The following is an 18038-nucleotide window of genomic DNA, read 5'->3' as shown; positions in this document are numbered from 1 at the left end:
CTCCTTCTGCTGTCAGCTGATGGTTCCCGTGGCGAGCGCATGCTCGACCCCGCCGGCGACGTGGCGCGTCAGGACCTCGCAGGCGCGGGCCGCATCGCGTCTGAGAGCGCATTTCATAAGCTCAGCATGTTCGTTGGCGGCGATGTCGCCACGATAGCTCAGGGCGATCATCTGGTAGCGCAGGTACTTGTCGAAGACCGCAGCATGGTTGTCGATCAGCATCCTCGATCCGCAAGCAGAGATGAGCGCCTGATGGAACTGCCAGTCATACCGCTTCCATTCCTCGGTATGAGATCTGTCGCCTTGAGCCATGCGCTCCTCCATCCGGGCGAGCCGGTGGTGGGCGGCCACGACCCGGCCCTCCCATTCCACGTCGCCCGCCCTGAAGGATTGCTCTAGCGCGCGGCACTCAAGAAGCTGGCGGAGAGCGGCGATCTCCCTCAGATTGGCAATGGAGACGGGCGCCACTTCGAATCCTTTCTGGCCCTCGGCGACCACGAGCCGCTCGGAATGGAGACGATTCAGGATCTCTCGAAGCGTGCTGACGCTGGCGCCGTAATCCTCCTTGAGGCGCTCAAGCTTCAACTTCTTGCCGGGAGGGAGCCGGCCGAACACGATATCAGACCGGATCTTCTGATAGGCGCTTTCTCCAACCGTTGAAGGCTGAGGCAACACATGCACGTCGTCGCTCATCCCAGCATTCCCTTTTTCAGCGTATAAGCCACGCATCCGTTCACATGCTGGGTAAGTACCGCGCAGGCCTTCTCAGCTTTGCGTGTCAGGGCGTAATCTAGGAGCATTCTGTGCTCCCCGGCAGCGATCTCTCCACGAAACACCACAGCCACCATTTGATACCGGAGATACTGATCGAACACGCCGGCGTAGAGATCGAGCAGGGTTTGGGAGCCGCAGGCCTCGATCAGGACTTGGTGAAATTCGCGGTCGTAGCGCTTCCACAGTTCCGTTTCCTTCTGGTCCCCGGCCAACATTCGCCGCTCCATGAAGGCGAGCTTGTGGTGGGCAGCCACGACGCGGCTCTCCCATTCGAGATCACCGGCCGCGAAGGACAGAGGCAAGGCGTAGGTTTCCAGGAGCAGCCGCATGGCTGCCACATCCTCGAAACCTGTGGGCGAGACGGGAGCAACCCGGAAGCCTCGCTGCCCCTCGGCGATGACGAGGCCCTCCGACGAGAGCCGGCTCAGGATCTCCCGCAAAGTGCTGACGCTTGCGCCATAGGCGCTCGCCAGCCGGTCCAGCCGGAGGCGGGTTCCGGGGACCAGTCGCCCGAATACGATATCGGCGCGGATCTGGTCGTAGGCTCTGTCGGCAATGGACGTCGCCAGCAACTCGACGCTCATCCGGCCACCTTTGGTTGGTGCCTTGCCCTCAATGGACCCTCCAAGGCTACTTCATCTCAGGGGTGAGCAGCCAATCTTATATGCTGTAATCAAAAATATCAGATGTTTTGTTTAATGCCTATTGATTTCGCAAACCTCTGAGAGGATAGTTCCACCAAGACGCAGACCAATGCGCGGCAACTTGAAGGAGAGGAAATTATGGGATTTGACATCAATCGGCGTGCCCTGATGGCTGCAGGCGCGGCCTTACTGGCATGGGGCACAGCCGGAGCGGCTATCGCACAGACACCAACAAATCTGAGGTTCTCGGCCGTGTTCTCGGAGCAGGACATCCGGGCCAACATGATGAAGCAGTTCGGCGAGGCCGTGAAGGCGCAGGGCTTCAACCTTCAGCCCTATTACGGCGGCACCCTGTTCAAGCAAGGCACCGAGCTCGTCGCCATGCAGCGCGGCAATCTCGAGATGGGCAACATCGCCCCGCAGGACATCTCGAACCAGATCCCGGAATGGTCCATCGTCACTTCGGCCTATCTCTTCCGCGATGCCGATCATCTGAAAAAAGCCTTTGCCAGCGACGTTGGCCAGCAGCTCAAGAAGATGGCCTCGGACAAGCTGGGCATCCACATCCTCGGGCCAACCTATTTTGGCGCTCGGCATGTAGGCCTCAAGCCCAACAAGAAAATCAACAAACCGGAAGACCTCGCCGGTGTTAAGCTGCGCATGCCCGGCGGCGATGCTTGGCAGTTCCTCGGCCAGTCCCTGGGCGCGAACCCCACGCCGATGGCCTATGCGGAGGTCTATACCGGCCTACAGACGGGCGCCATCGACGGGCAGGACAACCCGTTGCCGAACGTGCAGAACATGAAGTTCTATGAGGTGATGTCGCAGATTGCTCTGACCTCCCATCTCGTCGGCTTCGACCTTCTGGCCGTGTCAAACAAGGTCTGGGACTCTCTGTCAGCGGAGAAGAAGGCGGCCTTCCAGGCGGCGGCCGACAAGGCGATCGAGTGGAGCACGCAGGAACACCTCAAGCAGGAGGCGCAGCTCGCGACCTTCTTCAAGGAGAAGGGCCTTGAGGTCTACACTCCCGATCTGAAAGCCTTCCGCGAATTCGCGCAGAAGAAGTACCTGGCGTCCGACCTAGCAAAGAGCTGGCCGGCGGGCATGGTCGACAAGATCAACGCGATGTAAGGCTTCAATGCCTCGGCCGTCGGGGCTTTGCTCCGACGGCCTTGTCACAAGTGCTCAGCGCCTTCTCACGAGGGGAACGGCTTTCATGACCTCATCCTTGCGGGCAATCGGCTCGTGGCTTGCTCGACGCGCCGAGAACATCGCCGCTGCGATGCTGGCCGCGATGTTCGCAGCCTTCCTCCTGCAGATCGCCTTCCGGTATCTTCTGGGACTTCCGATCGGATGGACGCACGAGATCAGCGTCGTCCTATGGCTCTGGCTCGTCCTGTGGGGCGCAGCCTTTGTCGTGAGCGAGCGTGAGGAAATCCGCTTCGACATCATCTATGGCGCCGTCGGCCCGGGACCCCGCCGCGTAATGGCGCTCGTCAGCGCCTTCGCCGTGATCGCGCTCTACGCCATCTCTCTTCCGGCCGTTATCGACTACGTGACATTCATGAAGGTGGAGAAAACAAGCTATCTCAAGATCAGGTTCGATTGGCTGTTCTCGATCTACATCGTCTTCGCCATCGCCACGATCATTCGCTACATCTGGATCGCCTGGGAGGCCATGCGGGGCGCGGCGCCGGATGAATTCGACCCTACCAAAGCGAGCTCCGGCGTATGAACCTCACCAGCCCCTTCTCGATCTCGCTCGTGGCGATCACCGCCCTCGCCTTTCTTGGACTGCCGATCGGCCATGCGATGATCGCCGGCTCGATCCTGTACCTGCTGCTGGCAGGGCTCGACATGGGAACTGCCGCCGAGCAGCTGCTCAACGGCATGTATTCCAACTACGTCATCCTGTCGGTTCCGCTGTTCATTCTCGCCGCCGAGTTCATGAATATCGGAAGCATGACGGACCGCCTCATGGCGTTCTGCAATGCACTGGTCGGCCGCTTTCGCGGCGGCCTTGCCCAGGTCAACATCCTGCAGAGCATCATCTTCGCCGGCATGTCCGGCTCGGCCATCGCAGATGCCGCAGGCACCGGACGCATGATGCAGGCCATGATGACCCGCGACGGCCGGTATCCCGGAAGCTACGCCGCTGCGCTGACGGCCGTCTCGTCGGTGATCGGGCCGATCATCCCGCCCTCGATCCCGATGGTACTCTATGCGCTCGTGTCCGACGCCTCGATCGGCTTTCTTTTCCTTGGCGGCGTTATTCCAGGCTTGCTGATGGCCCTGAGCCAGATGATGATCGTGGCGATCACGGCGCGCCGCAAGAACTTCCCAGTCGAGAAGCCAGTCCCCTTGCGCAAGCTGCCGCGGATCACCTGGGAGGCCTTCCCATCCCTCATGATGCCGGTCGTCCTGCTCGGCGGCATCTACAGCGGCGTGATGACCCCAACGGAAGCCGCAGCCGTCGCGGCCGGTTACGCGCTTCTCATATCGGCGGGGCTTTACCGCAGCGTGAGCTGGCGCGAATTCTACAAGGCGCTTGCTGTCAGCGCGCGGACGACGGCATCCATCGGCATGCTGATCGCCGGTGCGCTCGTGTTCAATTATGTCATTACCGTCGAGAATATTCCGGAAGGCGTGAAGGCGCTTCTGGCATCGTGGGACCTGTCCCCCGTCGGATTCCTGATCTTCGTCAACGTCCTGCTGCTTCTCCTCGGCTGCGTATTGGAAGGAACGGCAATCCTGCTGATCGTGGTGCCTGTCTTCATTCCAACCGCGCAGGCGCTGGGCATTGATTTCGTGCATTTCGGCGTGGTGGTGGTCGTCAACATCATGATCGGGCTGATCACGCCCCCCTACGGGCTGTTGCTGTTCATCATGGCGAACATCTCCGGAGAGCCGCTGCGCGAGATCGTCCGCGACTCGCTGCCGTTCCTCGTCGCCATGATCGTTGCCCTCGCGATCATGACCTTCGTGCCTGAAACCGTGCTCTGGCTGCCGCGCCTCTTTGGCTACCAGGGATGAGCCTGCTCCCTTTTAGAGACTGATTCCGATGAGCAAGCCGATCTACATTCTCAACGGCCCCAACCTCAACCGCCTGGGAACCCGCGAGCCGGAGATCTACGGCCGCACGACCCTGGCCGAGGTGGAAGCTATGTGCCGGGAAGCCGCATCCGATCAGCCAATCGTCTTTCACCAGTCAAACCGGGAATATGAGATCATTGAATGGGTTCATGAGGCCATCGACGAGGGCAGCGGCATCATCATCAATCCGGCAGCCTTCACTTTCACGTCCATGGCGATCATGGACGCCCTGAAGATGTTTCCCGGTCCGCTCATCGAATTGCACATCTCGAACATCCATAAGCGCGAGCCGATCTATCACAAATCCTATGTCTCTCCGGTCGCGACTGCTGTCATCGCGGGGCTCGGCACCAAAGGCTATTCCGTGGCCGTGCGTGCCATGCTCGACATGATCGACGCACTGCCGGCAAAGGTCTGACGCTTATGACAAGCGCCCCTCGTACTGGAACTAGGAAGGCCTTGGATTCATGGCACCATCCGTCCGTGCTTGTGGGCTTGGTGGGCACCGGAATTCAGGCGTCTCGGACGCCCGCTCTCCACGAGAAAGAAGGCGCCGAGCAAGGCTTGCGCTATGTCTACAAGCTAATCGACCTGGAGACGCTCGGCCTCGGTGCGGACGCGCTCCCAGAGATCCTCACGGCCGCCCGGCGCTTCGGCTTTGCCGGGCTGAACATCACGCATCCCTGCAAGCAGGCAGTGATCCCTCTTCTCGATGAGCTATCGTCTGACGCGGCGGCCCTGGGGGCTGTGAACACGGTTGTTCTGAAAGACGGCCGTAGTGTTGGGCACAACACCGATTGGTGGGGCTTTGCCGAAAGCTTTCAACGCGAGTTACCCGACGTTCGCCGCGACTTGGTCGTTCAGTTCGGCGCAGGCGGAGCCGGCGCTGCGGTCGCCCACGCCCTTCTTACCCTGGGGATAGGCGAAGTCACCATCATCGATACAGACGAAACCCGCGCCAAGGCTCTCGTGTCTGCCCTGCGTGAGCGGTTCGGTGAAAGCCGCGCCTCAAATGGGGTTTCCGTTAAGGACGCCATGGCTGCGGCTGATGGCATGGTCAACACCACGCCGCTCGGGATGGCGAAATACCCAGGCATGGCTGTGCCTGCCGATCTGTTGCGCCCCGAACTCTGGGTCGTCGACATCGTCTACTTCCCCCTGGAAACCGAATTGTTGCGCCAGGCCCGAGTACGCGGTTGCAGCATCATGTCGGGCGGAGGCATGGCCGTTTTTCAGGCTGTAGGTGCGTTCAGGCTTTTCACAGGTCTGGAGGCAAATGCTGAGCGGATGCTCCAACACTTTGCAGAGATGTGATACTCGGCAGTAAAAATGGGTAAAGGTAGTATTTGTAGCTTCTAAGGGCTCAATCGGCCAAAATATCCGAATTGGAGCAGAGCGTAGAATTCCGAGGCTTTCTACACTCATCTTCTGGCATCGAATGGGTTGGCTTAGCTGAGATCGCCTAGGCGGAAAACCAATTTGTAGCTTATCCACCAAGCGCCTTGATTACTAGTTCAAAGGTAACGCATACGGGGTTATCACCACGGTTGATCACTCCAGAGGCGATCACTCCGTTCATATCAACGACGTCAATGGCAAGGCGTGCCCGCGCCTGCCCATCCTCGTCCTCTAAGCGACCATCATGGATCAGGACCTCGGTCGCATGTGATTCCAACTGAGAACCGTCACTGAAGTGCACGCCATTTAGACTCCCGATACCATAAACTTTGGCTCGTTCTATTCCATGCTGTAAGCAGATTCCTTCAATAGCGATGCTAATGTCTTGATTAGGACGTATCCTTGCAAGAAGCACTTGAGCATTCATGTTCAACGGCCTCGATCCGACACTCCGAACCGGCTCGAACAGGGTGAAGTTCGTCTCCATATCAGGCATGGCCTCAAAGGTGGCATCCTTAAAGCCAATGCCCGAAACCTCAATGGTTTCCGCGACTCTGCACAAGGGAGCGAGCATATGGCCCATCCGCTTTCCTTCGGACGTTTCCCAGATACCGTGGCAATGGAGAAAGATCTTTCCATCCCGCACACCGATAATGGCGCAGGCGCGCTCTACATTCACAGGCCCAACTGGTTCGAAGGTCTCGCTATACCAAGCCACATAGCGCGGATCAGAGGATGCGGCAGGCATCACATAGCGGAAAGGCTCGCAGCGGCCTCCCCGGAACTCCACAAAGCCGCCGATGCAGCCGGCTCGTGTCAGGCCTGCAGCTATAGCTGCATCGACTGCGAGGCCTGGCTCCAACACAAAGCGTAGCGGAACGGCGGAACCCGCGATGGCGGTCATGCGCTCGGAATCAGCCGGTCCTGGATGCTCGATGCGTCTCATGGTCAATCAACACTCCCGCAGCACCATTCTGCACGTATAACCTGCCTATCAGCGAAATTCGGACACCGCACAGCTCTGTCCGCCATCCACCGGCAGACAAACGCCCGTAATGAACGTCGCCTCGTCGGAGGCGAGAAAGACAGCCGCGTTGGCTACATCCCAGGCTGTTCCCATCCGGCCCATGGGAACAGCCGCATTGCGCGCCGCCACCATGTCTTCGACAGAAGCGTATTGCCCGGAGATCTGGCGATAGATCAACGGCGTATCGATGAGCCCCGGCATGATGCAGTTGGCACGGATGCCTTGACGGGCATATTGCATCGCGAGTGCCACTGTTGCCTGATTCACTGCAGCCTTGGTGGCGTAATAGGCGAAGTAGGGATAGCCCGTCCAACGGATTGCCGCGAGGGAGGAGATGTTGACAATGGCGCCCCCTCCCTGCCGCAGCATATGCGGAATCACGGCCTTGGCAGTGCGGTAGACCGGTCCGATGTTGAGCGTCAGCGCTGCTTCGAACTGCTCCTCGGTCAGCTCGACCGGACCGCCCATATGGGCCACACCTACATTGTTATGCAGGATATTGATACGCCCAAAAAACGTGGCGACTTGAGAGACGGCTGCCACCACGGAATCTGTATCAGTGACATCGGCAGCGATTGCGGCAGCCTCGCCGCCTTCCTTCGCAATGATCGATGCCGTTTCCTCCGCGGCCTCTCGGATGAGGTCTATACAGGCGACGCGGGCTCCCTCGCGCGCATAAGCAAGGGCTGCGGCTTTGCCATTGCCCCAACCTTTACCTGAGGAACCGGCTCCAAAAACGATAGCCGTTTTTCCCTTCAGACGGTCGACCATAAAGCTCTCCAGCGTCTGGAATCCGCACGCTCAGCAGGGAAGGTGCAGCGACCGGCGGCATCCACCGGTCGCGAAGATCTTAACTAAGCTATGGTTCAGGTCAGGCTAGTGCCCACAGCCTTTTCAAGAATGGTCCAAGCCTCATCGCCATACTTTTTCTTCCATTCGGCATAGAACCCGGCCTTGCGCAGCGCCTCGCGGAAAAGGGCTGGATCAGGATCGTTGAACTGCATGCCCTTGGAGACGAGCTCGTCTTTGAGGCCTGCATTGAGCTTTGCCACATCCGCGCGCTCGGCAACCGCAGCCTCGTTGAGGTGCTTTGCCACGATGGGGCGCAGGTCCTCCGGCAAGCGCTCCCAGGCGCGGCGATTAGCCAAGAACCAGAACCCGTCCCACATGTGGTTGGTCATGGAGACAAATTTCTGCACCTCGAAGAGTTTTGCCGTGGATATGATCGCGAGGGGATTTTCCTGCCCATCGACCACCTTCGTTTGAAGTGCCGTATAGACCTCTGCGAAGTTAATGCTGGCCGGTGCCGAACCGAAGGCCGTGAACATGGAGGTCCAAAGCGGACTCACCGGCACGCGGATTCTGAATCCTTTCAGATCGTCAGGCGTTTTGATCGGCTTATTGGAACTCGTGGTCTGGCGGAAGCCGTTATCCCAAATCTTGTCCATCACGATCAGGTTCGCCTTGGCAATCTGACCGCGCACGTAGGCGCCTAGATCGCCGTCCATGGCCTTCCACACGCTGTCATAGTTCGGGAAGGCGAAGCCGATGCCGCTGATTGAGGCGTTGGGCACGAGAGTGGACAGGATCAGAGGCGACAGGGTGAAGAACTCGACGCCGCCCGACCGGACCTGACTCAGCATATCGGTGTCGGAGCCGAGCTGGTTGTTGGGGAAAATCTGGATCTCGACCCGACCGCCCGTCTCCTGCTTGATTCTGTCGGCGGCTTCCTTCGCGCGCAGGTTCATGGGATGGGTGATCGGCAAGTTGTTAGCATATTTATAGGTGAATTCGGCTGACTGAGCCCGAACTCCGAAGCTGCCGGCGAGTGCCGCGGAGGCAGTGCCATGCAGTAGGGTACGTCGTGAAATGATCATGTCTCTCTCCCTCATGCTTCTTATGTAGAGCGACTTGTTGCAGCCTCCCGTACCACCGGAACGAGGTGGAACGTACCGAGCGCAAGGAATGCCAGAGCACCGATTCCGAAGAAGGCGATGACCGAGCCAGGCATGGCAAGCCACGGGAACCAGCCGGCTCTCTCAAGGATCATCTCGCCCTCTCCCTCCTTGCCAGGACAGCAACAAATACCCCGCGGCAGGTCCACTTTATGGATCTTTCTTTCTCTTCTGGCGTCAAAAAGATACACGTCTTACAAACCATTGCAACACAACTCGATCCAATTTAGCTTCAAGGAAGGGATGACGACCGGCAGCACTGGTCCATTATGTGGACCTATCGCGGATTTGCACCATGGATGATGCCTCCTTATCGACCAGAGATCTGTCAGGATCCCAAAGTGTGGATAGGGCCCTGCGCCTGCTGGCACTCGTCGGACGCGAAGCGGAACGGGGCATGCAGCTGAGCGACATCGTCGAGGGGAGCGGACTCAATAAGCCGACAGCGCGGCGGCTGCTCCTCGCGCTGATGCGGGCCGGCCTCGTGGAACAAGAGGCGCATACCCGCCGGTACTATCTTGGCGAGGAAGCCTATGTGGTTGGCACCCTTGCGTCACGTCGTCATGGCCTACTTGAGCTTTCGCTTGAGAGCTTGCGCAATCTCTCTGCAGTTACGATGGACACGAGCTTCCTGTCCGTGAAACGCGGCAACTACGCTGTGTGCCTGCATCGCGAGGAAGGCACCTATCCCGTGCGCACCCACGCTCTGCAGGTCGGAAATCAGCATCCTCTCGGAGTTGGCGCCGGTTCGCTCGCGATGTTGGCTTCTCTCGAAGAGAATGAGGTGGAGACCATCCTCGCTGCGAACAGGAAGGTTCTCGAAACCCAATACACGTATTATTCGGCGGAACAGATCCGTGACGACATCGCGGCAGCGCGCCGGCAGGGTTATGCGTTAAATCCCGGTCGCATCGTTGCCGGTTCCTGGGGGCTCGGCCTTGCAATCAGATTCCCTGATGGGCGTGTCGCCGGCGCATTGAGCCTCGCGGCCATCGACAGCCGCATGAGCGCTGAGCGACAGCCGGAGCTTATCCGCTATCTCAGAACAGAGGTCGAGAGCGTCGAGCGCAAGCTCCGCAAGATGTTTCGTCCTGTGAGAGCCTGACCATGTTTATCCATCGCCCTGTCCATTCGGAACGAACCTCATGAACAGCAGCCCTCTCCTGATCACGCCCGCGACGAAGCGGGTCATGAATCTTTCTCACATCCTGCGTCAGGCCGCTCGTCGGCACGGCGGAGAAATCGGATTCGTCTGGGGCGAGCGCACATGGAGCTGGGCAGAGCTCGACCAGCGTGTCGATGCCATGGCGGCAGCGCTTGCGGCAAAGGGTATCCGGAAAGGCGATCGCGTCCTAGTGCAGTCCAAGAACTGCAACCAGATGTTCGAATCGATGTTTGCCTGCTTCCGACTTGGCGCCGTCTGGGTGCCGACGAACTTCCGGCAAACACCGGACGAGGTTGCCTACTTGGCCCAGGCAAGCGGCGCCTCAGCCATGATCTGTCACGGTGATTTTCCCGAACATGCCGAGGCAATCCGCGAAGCGGCTCCAGATGTCCGGTTTGTCATCTCCATCGGTCGCACAAGCTTTGGGGAAGACTACGACGAATTTGTCGGGAAACACAGGGGGCAGTCGGCGCCAGCAGCGGCGGTGGAGCACGATGATCCCTGCTGGTTCTTCTTTACCTCAGGAACGACGGGGCGGCCCAAGGCTGCCGTTCTGACCCATGGCCAGATGGCTTTCGTCATCGCCAATCATCTTAGCGACCTGATGCCGGGCACGACGAACATCGACGCATCCCTCGTGGTCGCGCCGCTATCTCATGGCGCTGGCGTTCATCAACTCGTGCAGGTCGCGCGGGCCGCCAAAACGGTGCTGCTTTCGGGAGAGCGCTTTGACGTGAACGAGGCCTGGAGCCTAGTGGAGAAGTGGCACATCACGAACATGTTCACGGTACCTACCATCGTGAAGCTTCTCACAGAGCATCCTTCGGTCGATGCGCACGATCACTCATCTCTCCGTTATGTGATCTATGCCGGCGCTCCCATGTACCGGGAGGACCAGAAGCACGCGCTGGCGAAACTTGGAAAGGTGCTGGTGCAATACTTCGGACTCGGGGAGGTCACTGGCAACATCACTGTTCTGCCTCCTGCCCTTCACGACCTGGAAGATAGTCCTGGCGTGAAAGTTGGAACCTGCGGTTATGAGCGTACCGGCATGCAGGTTTCGATCCAAGACGATCAAGGACAAGAGGTGTCGGCAGGTACGACAGGCGAAATCTGCGTCTGTGGTCCGGCTGTCTTCGCCGGCTACTACAACAACCCGGAAGCCAATGCGAAAGCCTTTCGAGAAGGCTGGTTCAGAACCGGCGACCTTGGGCATATGGACGAGGAGGGTTTTCTCTTTATCACCGGCCGTGCCTCGGACATGTACATTTCGGGTGGCTCCAACATCTATCCACGCGAGATCGAGGAGAAAATCCTCACCCATCCGGCGATCTCGGAAGTCGCAGTGCTGGGCGTACCTGACAGAACTTGGGGTGAGGCTGGGGTTGCCGTCTGCACACTGCGGTCGGAACGGACACTCAGCGAGGACGAACTCCTCGCTTGGCTCGAGGGTAGGCTTGCACGATATAAGCTTCCAAAGCGTATATTCTTCTGGGAAGCGCTGCCTAAATCAGCTTATGGCAAGATCACGAAAAAGGCTATTCGTGGAGAATTGGAGACAAAAGGCTGCCTTCAATGCCTTGAGCACAATTCAGTTTCAGACCAGCGCTGACCGGAACTATTACAACAGCGGCATGTGCCAGTGAGAGATCAGGTGGGGCATCACAAAGCAGGAGAGCACGGTGTCTTTGCAGCAAACAGTCTTTGTCACAGGTGGAGCCTCCGGCATCGGCTTTGCCATCGCCAAGGCAGTTCTTGATCAAGGCTGGCGCGCCATCATTGCGGATCGGGACGAGCAGAACCTTGATGAGAGTCGGAAAGCGCTCGAAGGACCCGGTGAGAACGCCCATTTTCTTCAGTTGGATATCGCGGATGAAGCCGCAGTCGTACAGGCAGTGGCGCAATGTGAAGCGCGTGTTGGCGCAATTACCGGGCTAGTCAACGCCGCGGGTATTGCGAAGGATGTGCCGGCGCTCGACACCAGTGCCGATCTGTTTCGCAGGATGCTCGACGTCAATGTCGTCGGGAGCTTCGTGACGTCTCGCGAGATTTCCAAACGGATGCGTGAGCGCGGCAAGGGCACAATCGTTAACATCGCGTCAGTTTCAGGCATTCGCGGCAACATCGGAAGGGTCGCCTATGGCGCCTCTAAAGGCGGAGTGATCACAATGACACAGGTCATGGCCGTGGAGCTTGCGGCTTCGGGAGTACGCGTCAACGCCATTGCGCCAGGCCCCATAGACACGCCCCTTGTGCGCGAGATCCACACTGATCAGATCCGCGCCGAGTGGATCGAGAGAGTTCCCCAGCGTCGATATGGAGAGCCATCCGACATCGCCAGTATGGCGATCTTTCTCCTCGATGAGACTAAATCAGGTTTCATTACAGGGCAGACTTTCTGTGTGGACGGCGGTTTCACCGCCGCGGGCCTGTTAGGTCAATGAAGACGCAAGCATTTGCCCCAACTACCCCTAAGAATCGAAGTTTGAGAGTGCAAGCAACAAAACAATTAACTTATTATTTAATCTATTCAATTTCGAACTGAAACTAATAATAAATTTCTTAGGCACGCTTATTTCACACTGTATATTTATTATCGACAAATGCGTCGAACAAATGCTCATGACCCACTTGCCCACCTTTAAGCATCACGAGCATTCTATCGCGTGATGGGTCATCGCTCCGGGCGAGACTAACGGCGACACCGTTGCTGATCTGGCTATGATAGCCAAGGCCCCAATAGCCGAGATGACCAACAATCCGGCTCGATGTATCGCCGCCGGCGATCGCCAGCCGCCGAACAGGATGACGACTGATAACCTCATCAACAAGGGAGGCGCTGACTACCGCGAGATCAGTAGTTGCAGAATGCGGAACATCACCAGCATCAGGAGCCGTCGAAAGCATAACGTGCTCACCTCGAGCCAACGCAGATGTCGCACTTGCGATAATCTCCTCCCGCATCTTTGAGCTCGACAGGAGGCTCTCGGGATCCAAAGTCAGACGTGTATAGGAATACGCAGCCGCCATCTGCACTCTCGTTGTCGGGGATAGGCTCCCCACAAAAGCAAGCACAGGCCCATCCATGGCTTTCGACAGAGGATCTACCGTCTGCGTCCTCTCGTTGAAGAAAGCCTGGGCGACGCTGCTAGGTCCTACTGCCAGTAAGGAATTCCGCCGGCTTTCTGCTCGAAGCAAGCGGCCGATAGTACTGATATGCTGTGCGTCCAGTGCATCGAGCAGCACTGCGGACGCTGTCCCCGACAGTCGTTGCCATTCGTCGGCAATAGCTTCTGAGTCTCCGGAAAGCAAAGGCCAGTGTACCGCCTCTATATCCTCCATGCCGAGAGCGGCCAGATGCTGTCTCAGGTCGGACTCGGTCATAGGCGTTGCCGGGTGCCGGCTCATGGTCGGGTGACGGTCGAGTCGGAAGACACCTCCATCAGCCCCGAATGATGCGAACAGATTGGAGAAGGCACAGTAGCGGCCCAGTGATGGCTGGCCGCCGACGATAGCAACAGTTCCCTGCGCCATATACTCGCGCAGGATCGCGGTTGCCACCGCGATATTTCCACGCGCCGGGGCACTGTCGAAGGTCGAGCAGCATTTGTAATGCAGGATGCGAACTCCAAGATCATGGAAGAACGCTCCGATGGGTACGAGCTCGGCCCGCATTTCCGCCGGATCCATCGTACGTGCAGCACCTGCAATCCCTAAAGCGTCAAGATCCCCGACCTGAGCCAGTTTCTGCTGATCGGGTATGCGTAGGAAAAGAAAGGCTCGACGACCACGTCGTGCCAATGTTGCAAGCGTATCTGTCGCTCCCGTGAAATCGTCTCCGTACCATCCATAGGACGGTTTCATGGCAGCCCTATCCCTTAATGTTCCGAGAAGAAGCTGAACGCATCCGCAAGTGAGCGATGCTTGGCCCTGGCACCAGCAATGCTCTCGCCCGCCTCCACAGCCCGCCAGGCCTCACGTATGCTCGCGACACCTTCCGCTGGCCCGCCTGGATGGGCCATGATCCCACCACCTGCCATAAAAAGAAGGTCAGACGTGTTCACGGCCGAATAGGTCTGCTCCACCGTTCCCGCCCACTGACCGGAAGAGAAAGCAGGCATGACTCGATCATCGGCGTCGCAAAGAGATGTCAAGCAATCCTTCGCGCTCTCCACCACTTCATCGTCCGCCTGCGCGAATTTTCCTCCCAAGCCGTGCACATGCATATGATCGACACCGGCGAGGCGCCAAAGCGTCTGATAAGCTCTAAAACCAATACCAAGTCCAGGATGACGCGAGAGTGCGCCATAACCATTGCGATGACCGTGTATCACCAGATCGGTGCTGCGCCGCAGTGTCTCGATACTGGAGAACCCGCACCAGTTCAGGCTGGCCATGACGCAAGTACCACTCTCTTTAGCCACCAGATCTGCATGCCGTCGCATAGCATCCGTCTCATCGGTGATGTTGAATGCGACCATGACATGCTTGCCAGTACGATCCTGATGGCGGCGCACGGCGGCCATCACGGCTGGAATGCGGGTCGACAGTGGCGCGTGGACGGGATTGGCTGCGATCTCATCATCCTTGATGAAGTCGAGCCCGGCGGCGCATAGGCGCGCCACCAGCGATGCGATTTCCTCGGAACGAAGCCCAACGTTCGGTTTGATTATGGACCCGATGAGCGCACCTTGAGTAACGCCGGTCAAGCGGCGCGTGCCTGCAATGCCATGTTGAGGGAGGGGATACTGCTTCCGGTAAGCGCTGGGCAGCTTGAGCGCTTCGAGCCGCAGGCCTGTCACCTCACCAAGATCGAAGAGGTTGCCAGCCACAGTTGCGGCAAGCGTCGATAAGTTTACCCCAACATTCGCAATCGGAAAGCGCACTACGACCTCACCGCGGCGGGAGGACGTTGATAGACCCTTACGGTCGAGCCAAGAGCTGCGGACGGAGGGTTGCGCAACTTCCCCTAGGTCTCGAATTGCCACGACATTCGCACTGGCGCGCTCGCGCAGTTCGTCAGTTTCCCCCTCGACACGGGTGAAGGTCCCGCAGGATTGCTCGCCTGCCATCACCTCGGCCACCGCCTCAAGCGGCAAGGGTGTTTCAACGAGATAGGTCGCCTCGTAATGCGCATCCGACATGACGAACCTCAAAGCTGAGAAAGATTAGGGAACGGCCGAACCGGATCGCGTCCGTCCCATCCTTCCGAAGCCTCTCTGATCAGCTGAAACATCTTGCCCTTTGGTCCGGCCACCTCCGACAGTTCGATCACGGTGCCTGGATGGTACTCAGTGTCGAAATAGACAAAGCGCCCGCGTTCGCCGACCTCCCCACTCATCACCGGAACAAACCCTTGCTTCATCAAGCGTTCCAGATCGGCATCGTAGCTTTCCGTCCAGTAGGCGACATGCTGCAGGCCACGATGACCAGCCTGCCTGAAGTCGCGGTACATGGATGGCGCATCATTACGGGTCTGGATAAGCTCGATCTGGAGTGGACCGGAATTAGCGAGCGCCACGGAATTGTGCGGCCGATAGGCCTCACCCCGATACCTGTAGTTCTCGATCGGCACCTGCTCCTTATAGAAGAAAGGCCCTACACCTAGAACGCGCGACCAATAATCCATGGCGGCTTCAATGTCGTCGACAACATAGCCTGCCTGCCTGATCTCTCCGAGAAATCGGCTCATAACTTACCTATATCCGATGAGGGCGCGACCTCTTGAACCGCGCCCGGGAAAGATGAGAATCCGGTGCTTTCCACCGGGTCGTACAGCATTCGTCAGGCGAGCGTTCCGACGACGCTTTCAAGATGGCCCCAGGCCTCCGGGCCGAACTTCTGCTTCCATTCCTTGTAGAAGCCGGCTTCGCGCAATCTGGCGCGGAAGCTTTCCGTATCACACTGATTGAACGACAGCCCTTTGCTCTGCAGATCGGCCTGCACGGATTCGTTGAGAGTTTTGATGTCCTGCCGCTGCTTCAGGCCCGCCTCATTGATAGCGCGCGAGACGATCTCCTGCACGTCTCCCGGCATGCCTGCCCACTGGCGGCCATTGGCGATGAACCAATAGCCGTCCCAGATGTGATTCGTGAGCGCACAGGAGGATTGCACCTCGTAGAGCTTCGCCACTTGAATGATCGGCAGCGGGTTCTCCTGAGCATCAACCACTTTAGTCTGGAGCGCCGTATAGACCTCACTGAACTGCAAACTGGCCGGCGCAGCGCCAAGGCCGGAGAACATCGAAATGCTGATCGGACTCACCGGAACGCGGATCTTCAGGCCCTTCATCGAGTCAGCGCTCTGGATCGGAGCACCGCTCGTGGTCATCTGGCGGAAGCCATTATCCCACATGGTTTCAAGCGCGTGCAGCCGGGAATCAGCAATAGCCTTACGTACGAAAGCCCCAACCGGACCATCCATGGCAGCCCAGACTTGGTTGTAGTCCTTGAACGCGAAGCCAACGGCATTGATGGCCGCGACCGGAACAAGGGTAGCGATCACCAGTGCCGACGGAGTGAAGAAGGTCAGAGCACCATTGCGCACCTGAGATAGCATGTCGGTATCTCCGCCAAGCTGATTGGCAGGGAAGATCAGCATCTCGACGCGCCCATTCGTTTCCTTCGCGATCCGGTCAGCAGCTTCCTTGGCACGGATATTGAGGGGATGACTGAGAGGCAGGTTGTTGCCGTAGCGCAGCGTAATTTCGGCAGCGTGAGCGTATCGTGGAACTGAGAAGAGGCTAACGGCAGCCGGAGCAGCCCCGATGCCTTTGAGAAGCGTCCTACGGCTGATGATCATGGCGTGATATCTCCCAAAAAGATGTTTTTCTCTTTCCGAATGGAAAAATCCGTCATAAGAATGATGCGGTCAAATCAAAATTTTGATGTAATTTGATGTAACTAATGAGCACTCTTGCTGATATTCCTTCCTTCAACCGGCGTGTGACCATTGTGGACATCGCGCGGTTCGCGGATGTCTCTACGGCCACTGTTGATCGGGTTCTGAACGGCCGCCAGGGTGTAAAGGCAGCGACGGTCAAGCGGGTCATGAAGGCTGCAGCGGAACTCGGGTATGTGGACCAGAGCGATGAGCGGATCCGGGACGTGCGGCCGCTCGCGCAAATCTCGTTCATTCTTCCACTGGGAACCAACCGCTACATCACCATGCTGGGCCGCATGATCAGCGAGATGACGCCGCAGTTGGAGCGCTTCTCGATCAGGCCCACTGTCGAATATATCGACAGCTTCAACCCCGACCTGCTTGCGAAGACATTGAACCGCCACGCCAAGCATACAGATGGGATAGCCTTCATGGCGATCGAGCATCCCGTGGTGCGTGAAGCTGTCAGTCGCATCACTGCCGCGGGAAAGCCTGTGGTGACGCTAATCTCCGACGTCGCCAGCCCAACGCGCACAGCTTATTTCGGTCTTGACAATCGGGCCGCAGGGCGAATGGCAGGCTATCTGCTTGCCCGCTTCATCGCCAAACGTCCCGCTAAGGTTGCCATGATCGCCGGCAGTCTCAGCTACCGCGCACATGGAGAGCGTGAGATGGGTTTCCTCGATATCCTGCAGGAACTCTATCCCGACATCGAAGTAGTTGGTCTGCGTGAAGGACATGACGACGAGGCATTGAATTACCGTCAAATGCGGGCATTTCTCTCCCACCATCCTGATCTGGATGGAATATATAATATCGGCGGCGGTGCTTCCGGCATCGGCCGCGCCCTCAAAGATTCAAGACGCGAGAAGAATGTGGTCTTCGTCGGCCACGGACTGACAAGCGACACCCGCGAGTTCCTGCTCGACGGCACGATGGATGCCGTTATTACCCAAAGCGCTGAAGATACCATCGCCAAATGCGCCGCCCTCTTCCGCGATTTGCGGGAGGGACACAAGATCAACAGCCCGCCCGATCCCATGCGGGTCGAAGTCGTCTTCAGGGAAAATCTGCCCTGACGGCGGCCATTCATAATCACG

19 protein-coding genes are annotated in these 18038 nt (G+C 58.3%); 9 read left to right on the top strand and 10 right to left on the bottom strand.

Annotated features, from left to right (window positions below; genetic code table 11):
- Positions 1 to 12: 12 nt before the first annotated feature.
- Positions 13 to 693 carry a GntR family transcriptional regulator gene (locus FHR70_RS05980; RefSeq protein WP_183448027.1) on the bottom strand — a complete coding sequence of 227 codons (681 nt, stop codon included), beginning with the start codon at positions 691 to 693 and terminating at the stop codon, positions 13 to 15.
- The gene (locus FHR70_RS05975) at positions 690 to 1358 is read right to left on the bottom strand and encodes a GntR family transcriptional regulator (RefSeq protein WP_183448025.1); all 669 of its coding nucleotides are present in this window, start codon (positions 1356 to 1358) and stop codon (positions 690 to 692) included. Before FHR70_RS05975 ends, FHR70_RS05980 begins: the two co-directional genes overlap by 4 nt.
- Before the next feature lie 198 nt (positions 1359 to 1556).
- Here FHR70_RS05975 and dctP point away from each other — a divergent pair, with 198 nt between their 5' ends.
- The 5 genes from dctP (at position 1557) to FHR70_RS05950 (ending at position 5825) form a co-directional block, all read left to right on the top strand.
- Positions 1557 to 2549 (top strand): TRAP transporter substrate-binding protein DctP, encoded by a 993-nt coding sequence (gene dctP, locus FHR70_RS05970; protein ID WP_183448023.1) that lies wholly within the window; start codon positions 1557 to 1559, stop codon positions 2547 to 2549.
- An 85-nt stretch (positions 2550 to 2634) separates the two neighbouring features.
- On the top strand, positions 2635 to 3153 hold the full coding sequence (locus FHR70_RS05965) for a TRAP transporter small permease (protein WP_183448021.1): 519 nt from the start codon (positions 2635 to 2637) through the stop codon (positions 3151 to 3153).
- Complete coding sequence (locus FHR70_RS05960) at positions 3150 to 4451, top strand: TRAP transporter large permease (protein WP_183448019.1); 1302 nt, start codon at positions 3150 to 3152, stop codon at positions 4449 to 4451. The genes FHR70_RS05965 and FHR70_RS05960 overlap by 4 nt, the downstream gene beginning before the upstream one ends.
- 28 nt (positions 4452 to 4479) lie before the next feature.
- Complete coding sequence (gene aroQ / locus FHR70_RS05955) at positions 4480 to 4929, top strand: type II 3-dehydroquinate dehydratase (protein WP_183448017.1); 450 nt, start codon at positions 4480 to 4482, stop codon at positions 4927 to 4929.
- A gap of 5 nt (positions 4930 to 4934) precedes the next feature.
- Complete coding sequence (locus tag FHR70_RS05950; RefSeq protein WP_183448015.1) at positions 4935 to 5825, top strand: shikimate dehydrogenase; 891 nt, start codon at positions 4935 to 4937, stop codon at positions 5823 to 5825.
- A 172-nt stretch (positions 5826 to 5997) separates the two neighbouring features.
- Here the strand turns inward: FHR70_RS05950 and FHR70_RS05945 are convergent, their stop codons facing one another.
- The 4 genes from FHR70_RS05945 to FHR70_RS05930 all read right to left on the bottom strand — a co-directional run bounded on the left by FHR70_RS05945 (position 5998) and on the right by FHR70_RS05930 (position 8986).
- Complete coding sequence (locus FHR70_RS05945) at positions 5998 to 6855, bottom strand: PCC domain-containing protein (RefSeq protein ID WP_183448013.1); 858 nt, start codon at positions 6853 to 6855, stop codon at positions 5998 to 6000.
- A gap of 48 nt (positions 6856 to 6903) precedes the next feature.
- Entirely contained in the window at positions 6904 to 7707 is an 804-nt protein-coding gene (locus FHR70_RS05940) for an SDR family NAD(P)-dependent oxidoreductase (protein ID WP_183448012.1), read from the bottom strand.
- A gap of 95 nt (positions 7708 to 7802) precedes the next feature.
- Positions 7803 to 8813 (bottom strand): TRAP transporter substrate-binding protein, encoded by a 1011-nt coding sequence (locus tag FHR70_RS05935; protein WP_183448011.1) that lies wholly within the window; start codon positions 8811 to 8813, stop codon positions 7803 to 7805.
- Positions 8814 to 8833: 20 nt separating this feature from the next.
- On the bottom strand, positions 8834 to 8986 hold the full coding sequence (locus FHR70_RS05930) for a hypothetical protein (RefSeq protein ID WP_183448010.1): 153 nt from the start codon (positions 8984 to 8986) through the stop codon (positions 8834 to 8836).
- 200 nt (positions 8987 to 9186) lie between these two features.
- On the opposite strand from FHR70_RS05930, the gene FHR70_RS05925 reads away from it, so the two are divergent.
- The 3 genes from FHR70_RS05925 to FHR70_RS05915 all read left to right on the top strand — a co-directional run bounded on the left by FHR70_RS05925 (position 9187) and on the right by FHR70_RS05915 (position 12500).
- A complete protein-coding gene (locus FHR70_RS05925; protein WP_183448009.1) occupies positions 9187 to 9996 on the top strand; it encodes an IclR family transcriptional regulator in 810 nt (269 codons plus the stop codon).
- A gap of 40 nt (positions 9997 to 10036) precedes the next feature.
- Positions 10037 to 11668 (top strand): acyl-CoA synthetase, encoded by a 1632-nt coding sequence (locus FHR70_RS05920; protein WP_183448008.1) that lies wholly within the window; start codon positions 10037 to 10039, stop codon positions 11666 to 11668.
- 70 nt (positions 11669 to 11738) lie between these two features.
- Positions 11739 to 12500, top strand: a complete 762-nt coding sequence (locus FHR70_RS05915; RefSeq protein ID WP_183448007.1) for a glucose 1-dehydrogenase — start codon at positions 11739 to 11741, stop codon at positions 12498 to 12500.
- Positions 12501 to 12633: 133 nt separating this feature from the next.
- Here the strand turns inward: FHR70_RS05915 and FHR70_RS05910 are convergent, their stop codons facing one another.
- The 4 genes from FHR70_RS05910 to FHR70_RS05895 all read right to left on the bottom strand — a co-directional run bounded on the left by FHR70_RS05910 (position 12634) and on the right by FHR70_RS05895 (position 16857).
- Positions 12634 to 13920 carry a four-carbon acid sugar kinase family protein gene (locus FHR70_RS05910; RefSeq protein WP_183448006.1) on the bottom strand — a complete coding sequence of 429 codons (1287 nt, stop codon included), beginning with the start codon at positions 13918 to 13920 and terminating at the stop codon, positions 12634 to 12636.
- 14 nt (positions 13921 to 13934) lie between these two features.
- Positions 13935 to 15200 (bottom strand): ribulose-bisphosphate carboxylase large subunit family protein, encoded by a 1266-nt coding sequence (locus tag FHR70_RS05905; protein ID WP_183448005.1) that lies wholly within the window; start codon positions 15198 to 15200, stop codon positions 13935 to 13937.
- Between the two features lie 8 nt (positions 15201 to 15208).
- Entirely contained in the window at positions 15209 to 15748 is a 540-nt protein-coding gene (locus tag FHR70_RS05900) for a VOC family protein (RefSeq protein WP_183448003.1), read from the bottom strand.
- 92 nt (positions 15749 to 15840) lie between these two features.
- Entirely contained in the window at positions 15841 to 16857 is a 1017-nt protein-coding gene (locus FHR70_RS05895; RefSeq protein WP_183448001.1) for a TRAP transporter substrate-binding protein, read from the bottom strand.
- Positions 16858 to 16961: 104 nt separating this feature from the next.
- Here FHR70_RS05895 and FHR70_RS05890 point away from each other — a divergent pair, with 104 nt between their 5' ends.
- Positions 16962 to 18017: a LacI family DNA-binding transcriptional regulator gene (locus tag FHR70_RS05890; protein WP_183447999.1), complete on the top strand. Its 1056-nt coding sequence runs from the start codon at positions 16962 to 16964 to the stop codon at positions 18015 to 18017.
- Positions 18018 to 18038 lie beyond the last annotated feature (21 nt).

Source organism: Microvirga lupini (assembly GCF_014191055.1).
Classification (GTDB): domain Bacteria; phylum Pseudomonadota; class Alphaproteobacteria; order Rhizobiales; family Beijerinckiaceae; genus Microvirga; species Microvirga lupini_A.
This window is presented reverse-complemented; position numbering and strand designations above follow the sequence as displayed.

What these genes read in the sequence shown, in the direction of transcription:
- FHR70_RS05980 (WP_183448027.1), bottom strand. Translation starts at nt 693, where the DNA reads ATGAGCGACGACGTGCATGTGTTGCCTCAGCCTTCAACGGTTGGAGAA.
- FHR70_RS05975 (WP_183448025.1), bottom strand. Translation starts at nt 1,358, where the DNA reads ATGAGCGTCGAGTTGCTGGCGACGTCCATTGCCGACAGAGCCTACGAC.
- dctP (WP_183448023.1), top strand. Translation starts at nt 1,557, where the DNA reads ATGGGATTTGACATCAATCGGCGTGCCCTGATGGCTGCAGGCGCGGCC.
- FHR70_RS05965 (WP_183448021.1), top strand. Translation starts at nt 2,635, where the DNA reads ATGACCTCATCCTTGCGGGCAATCGGCTCGTGGCTTGCTCGACGCGCC.
- FHR70_RS05960 (WP_183448019.1), top strand. Translation starts at nt 3,150, where the DNA reads ATGAACCTCACCAGCCCCTTCTCGATCTCGCTCGTGGCGATCACCGCC.
- aroQ (WP_183448017.1), top strand. Translation starts at nt 4,480, where the DNA reads ATGAGCAAGCCGATCTACATTCTCAACGGCCCCAACCTCAACCGCCTG.
- FHR70_RS05950 (WP_183448015.1), top strand. Translation starts at nt 4,935, where the DNA reads ATGACAAGCGCCCCTCGTACTGGAACTAGGAAGGCCTTGGATTCATGG.
- FHR70_RS05945 (WP_183448013.1), bottom strand. Translation starts at nt 6,855, where the DNA reads ATGAGACGCATCGAGCATCCAGGACCGGCTGATTCCGAGCGCATGACC.
- FHR70_RS05940 (WP_183448012.1), bottom strand. Translation starts at nt 7,707, where the DNA reads ATGGTCGACCGTCTGAAGGGAAAAACGGCTATCGTTTTTGGAGCCGGT.
- FHR70_RS05935 (WP_183448011.1), bottom strand. Translation starts at nt 8,813, where the DNA reads ATGATCATTTCACGACGTACCCTACTGCATGGCACTGCCTCCGCGGCA.
- FHR70_RS05930 (WP_183448010.1), bottom strand. Translation starts at nt 8,986, where the DNA reads ATGATCCTTGAGAGAGCCGGCTGGTTCCCGTGGCTTGCCATGCCTGGC.
- FHR70_RS05925 (WP_183448009.1), top strand. Translation starts at nt 9,187, where the DNA reads ATGGATGATGCCTCCTTATCGACCAGAGATCTGTCAGGATCCCAAAGT.
- FHR70_RS05920 (WP_183448008.1), top strand. Translation starts at nt 10,037, where the DNA reads ATGAACAGCAGCCCTCTCCTGATCACGCCCGCGACGAAGCGGGTCATG.
- FHR70_RS05910 (WP_183448006.1), bottom strand. Translation starts at nt 13,920, where the DNA reads ATGAAACCGTCCTATGGATGGTACGGAGACGATTTCACGGGAGCGACA.
- FHR70_RS05905 (WP_183448005.1), bottom strand. Translation starts at nt 15,200, where the DNA reads ATGTCGGATGCGCATTACGAGGCGACCTATCTCGTTGAAACACCCTTG.
- FHR70_RS05900 (WP_183448003.1), bottom strand. Translation starts at nt 15,748, where the DNA reads ATGAGCCGATTTCTCGGAGAGATCAGGCAGGCAGGCTATGTTGTCGAC.
- FHR70_RS05895 (WP_183448001.1), bottom strand. Translation starts at nt 16,857, where the DNA reads ATGATCATCAGCCGTAGGACGCTTCTCAAAGGCATCGGGGCTGCTCCG.
- FHR70_RS05890 (WP_183447999.1), top strand. Translation starts at nt 16,962, where the DNA reads ATGAGCACTCTTGCTGATATTCCTTCCTTCAACCGGCGTGTGACCATT.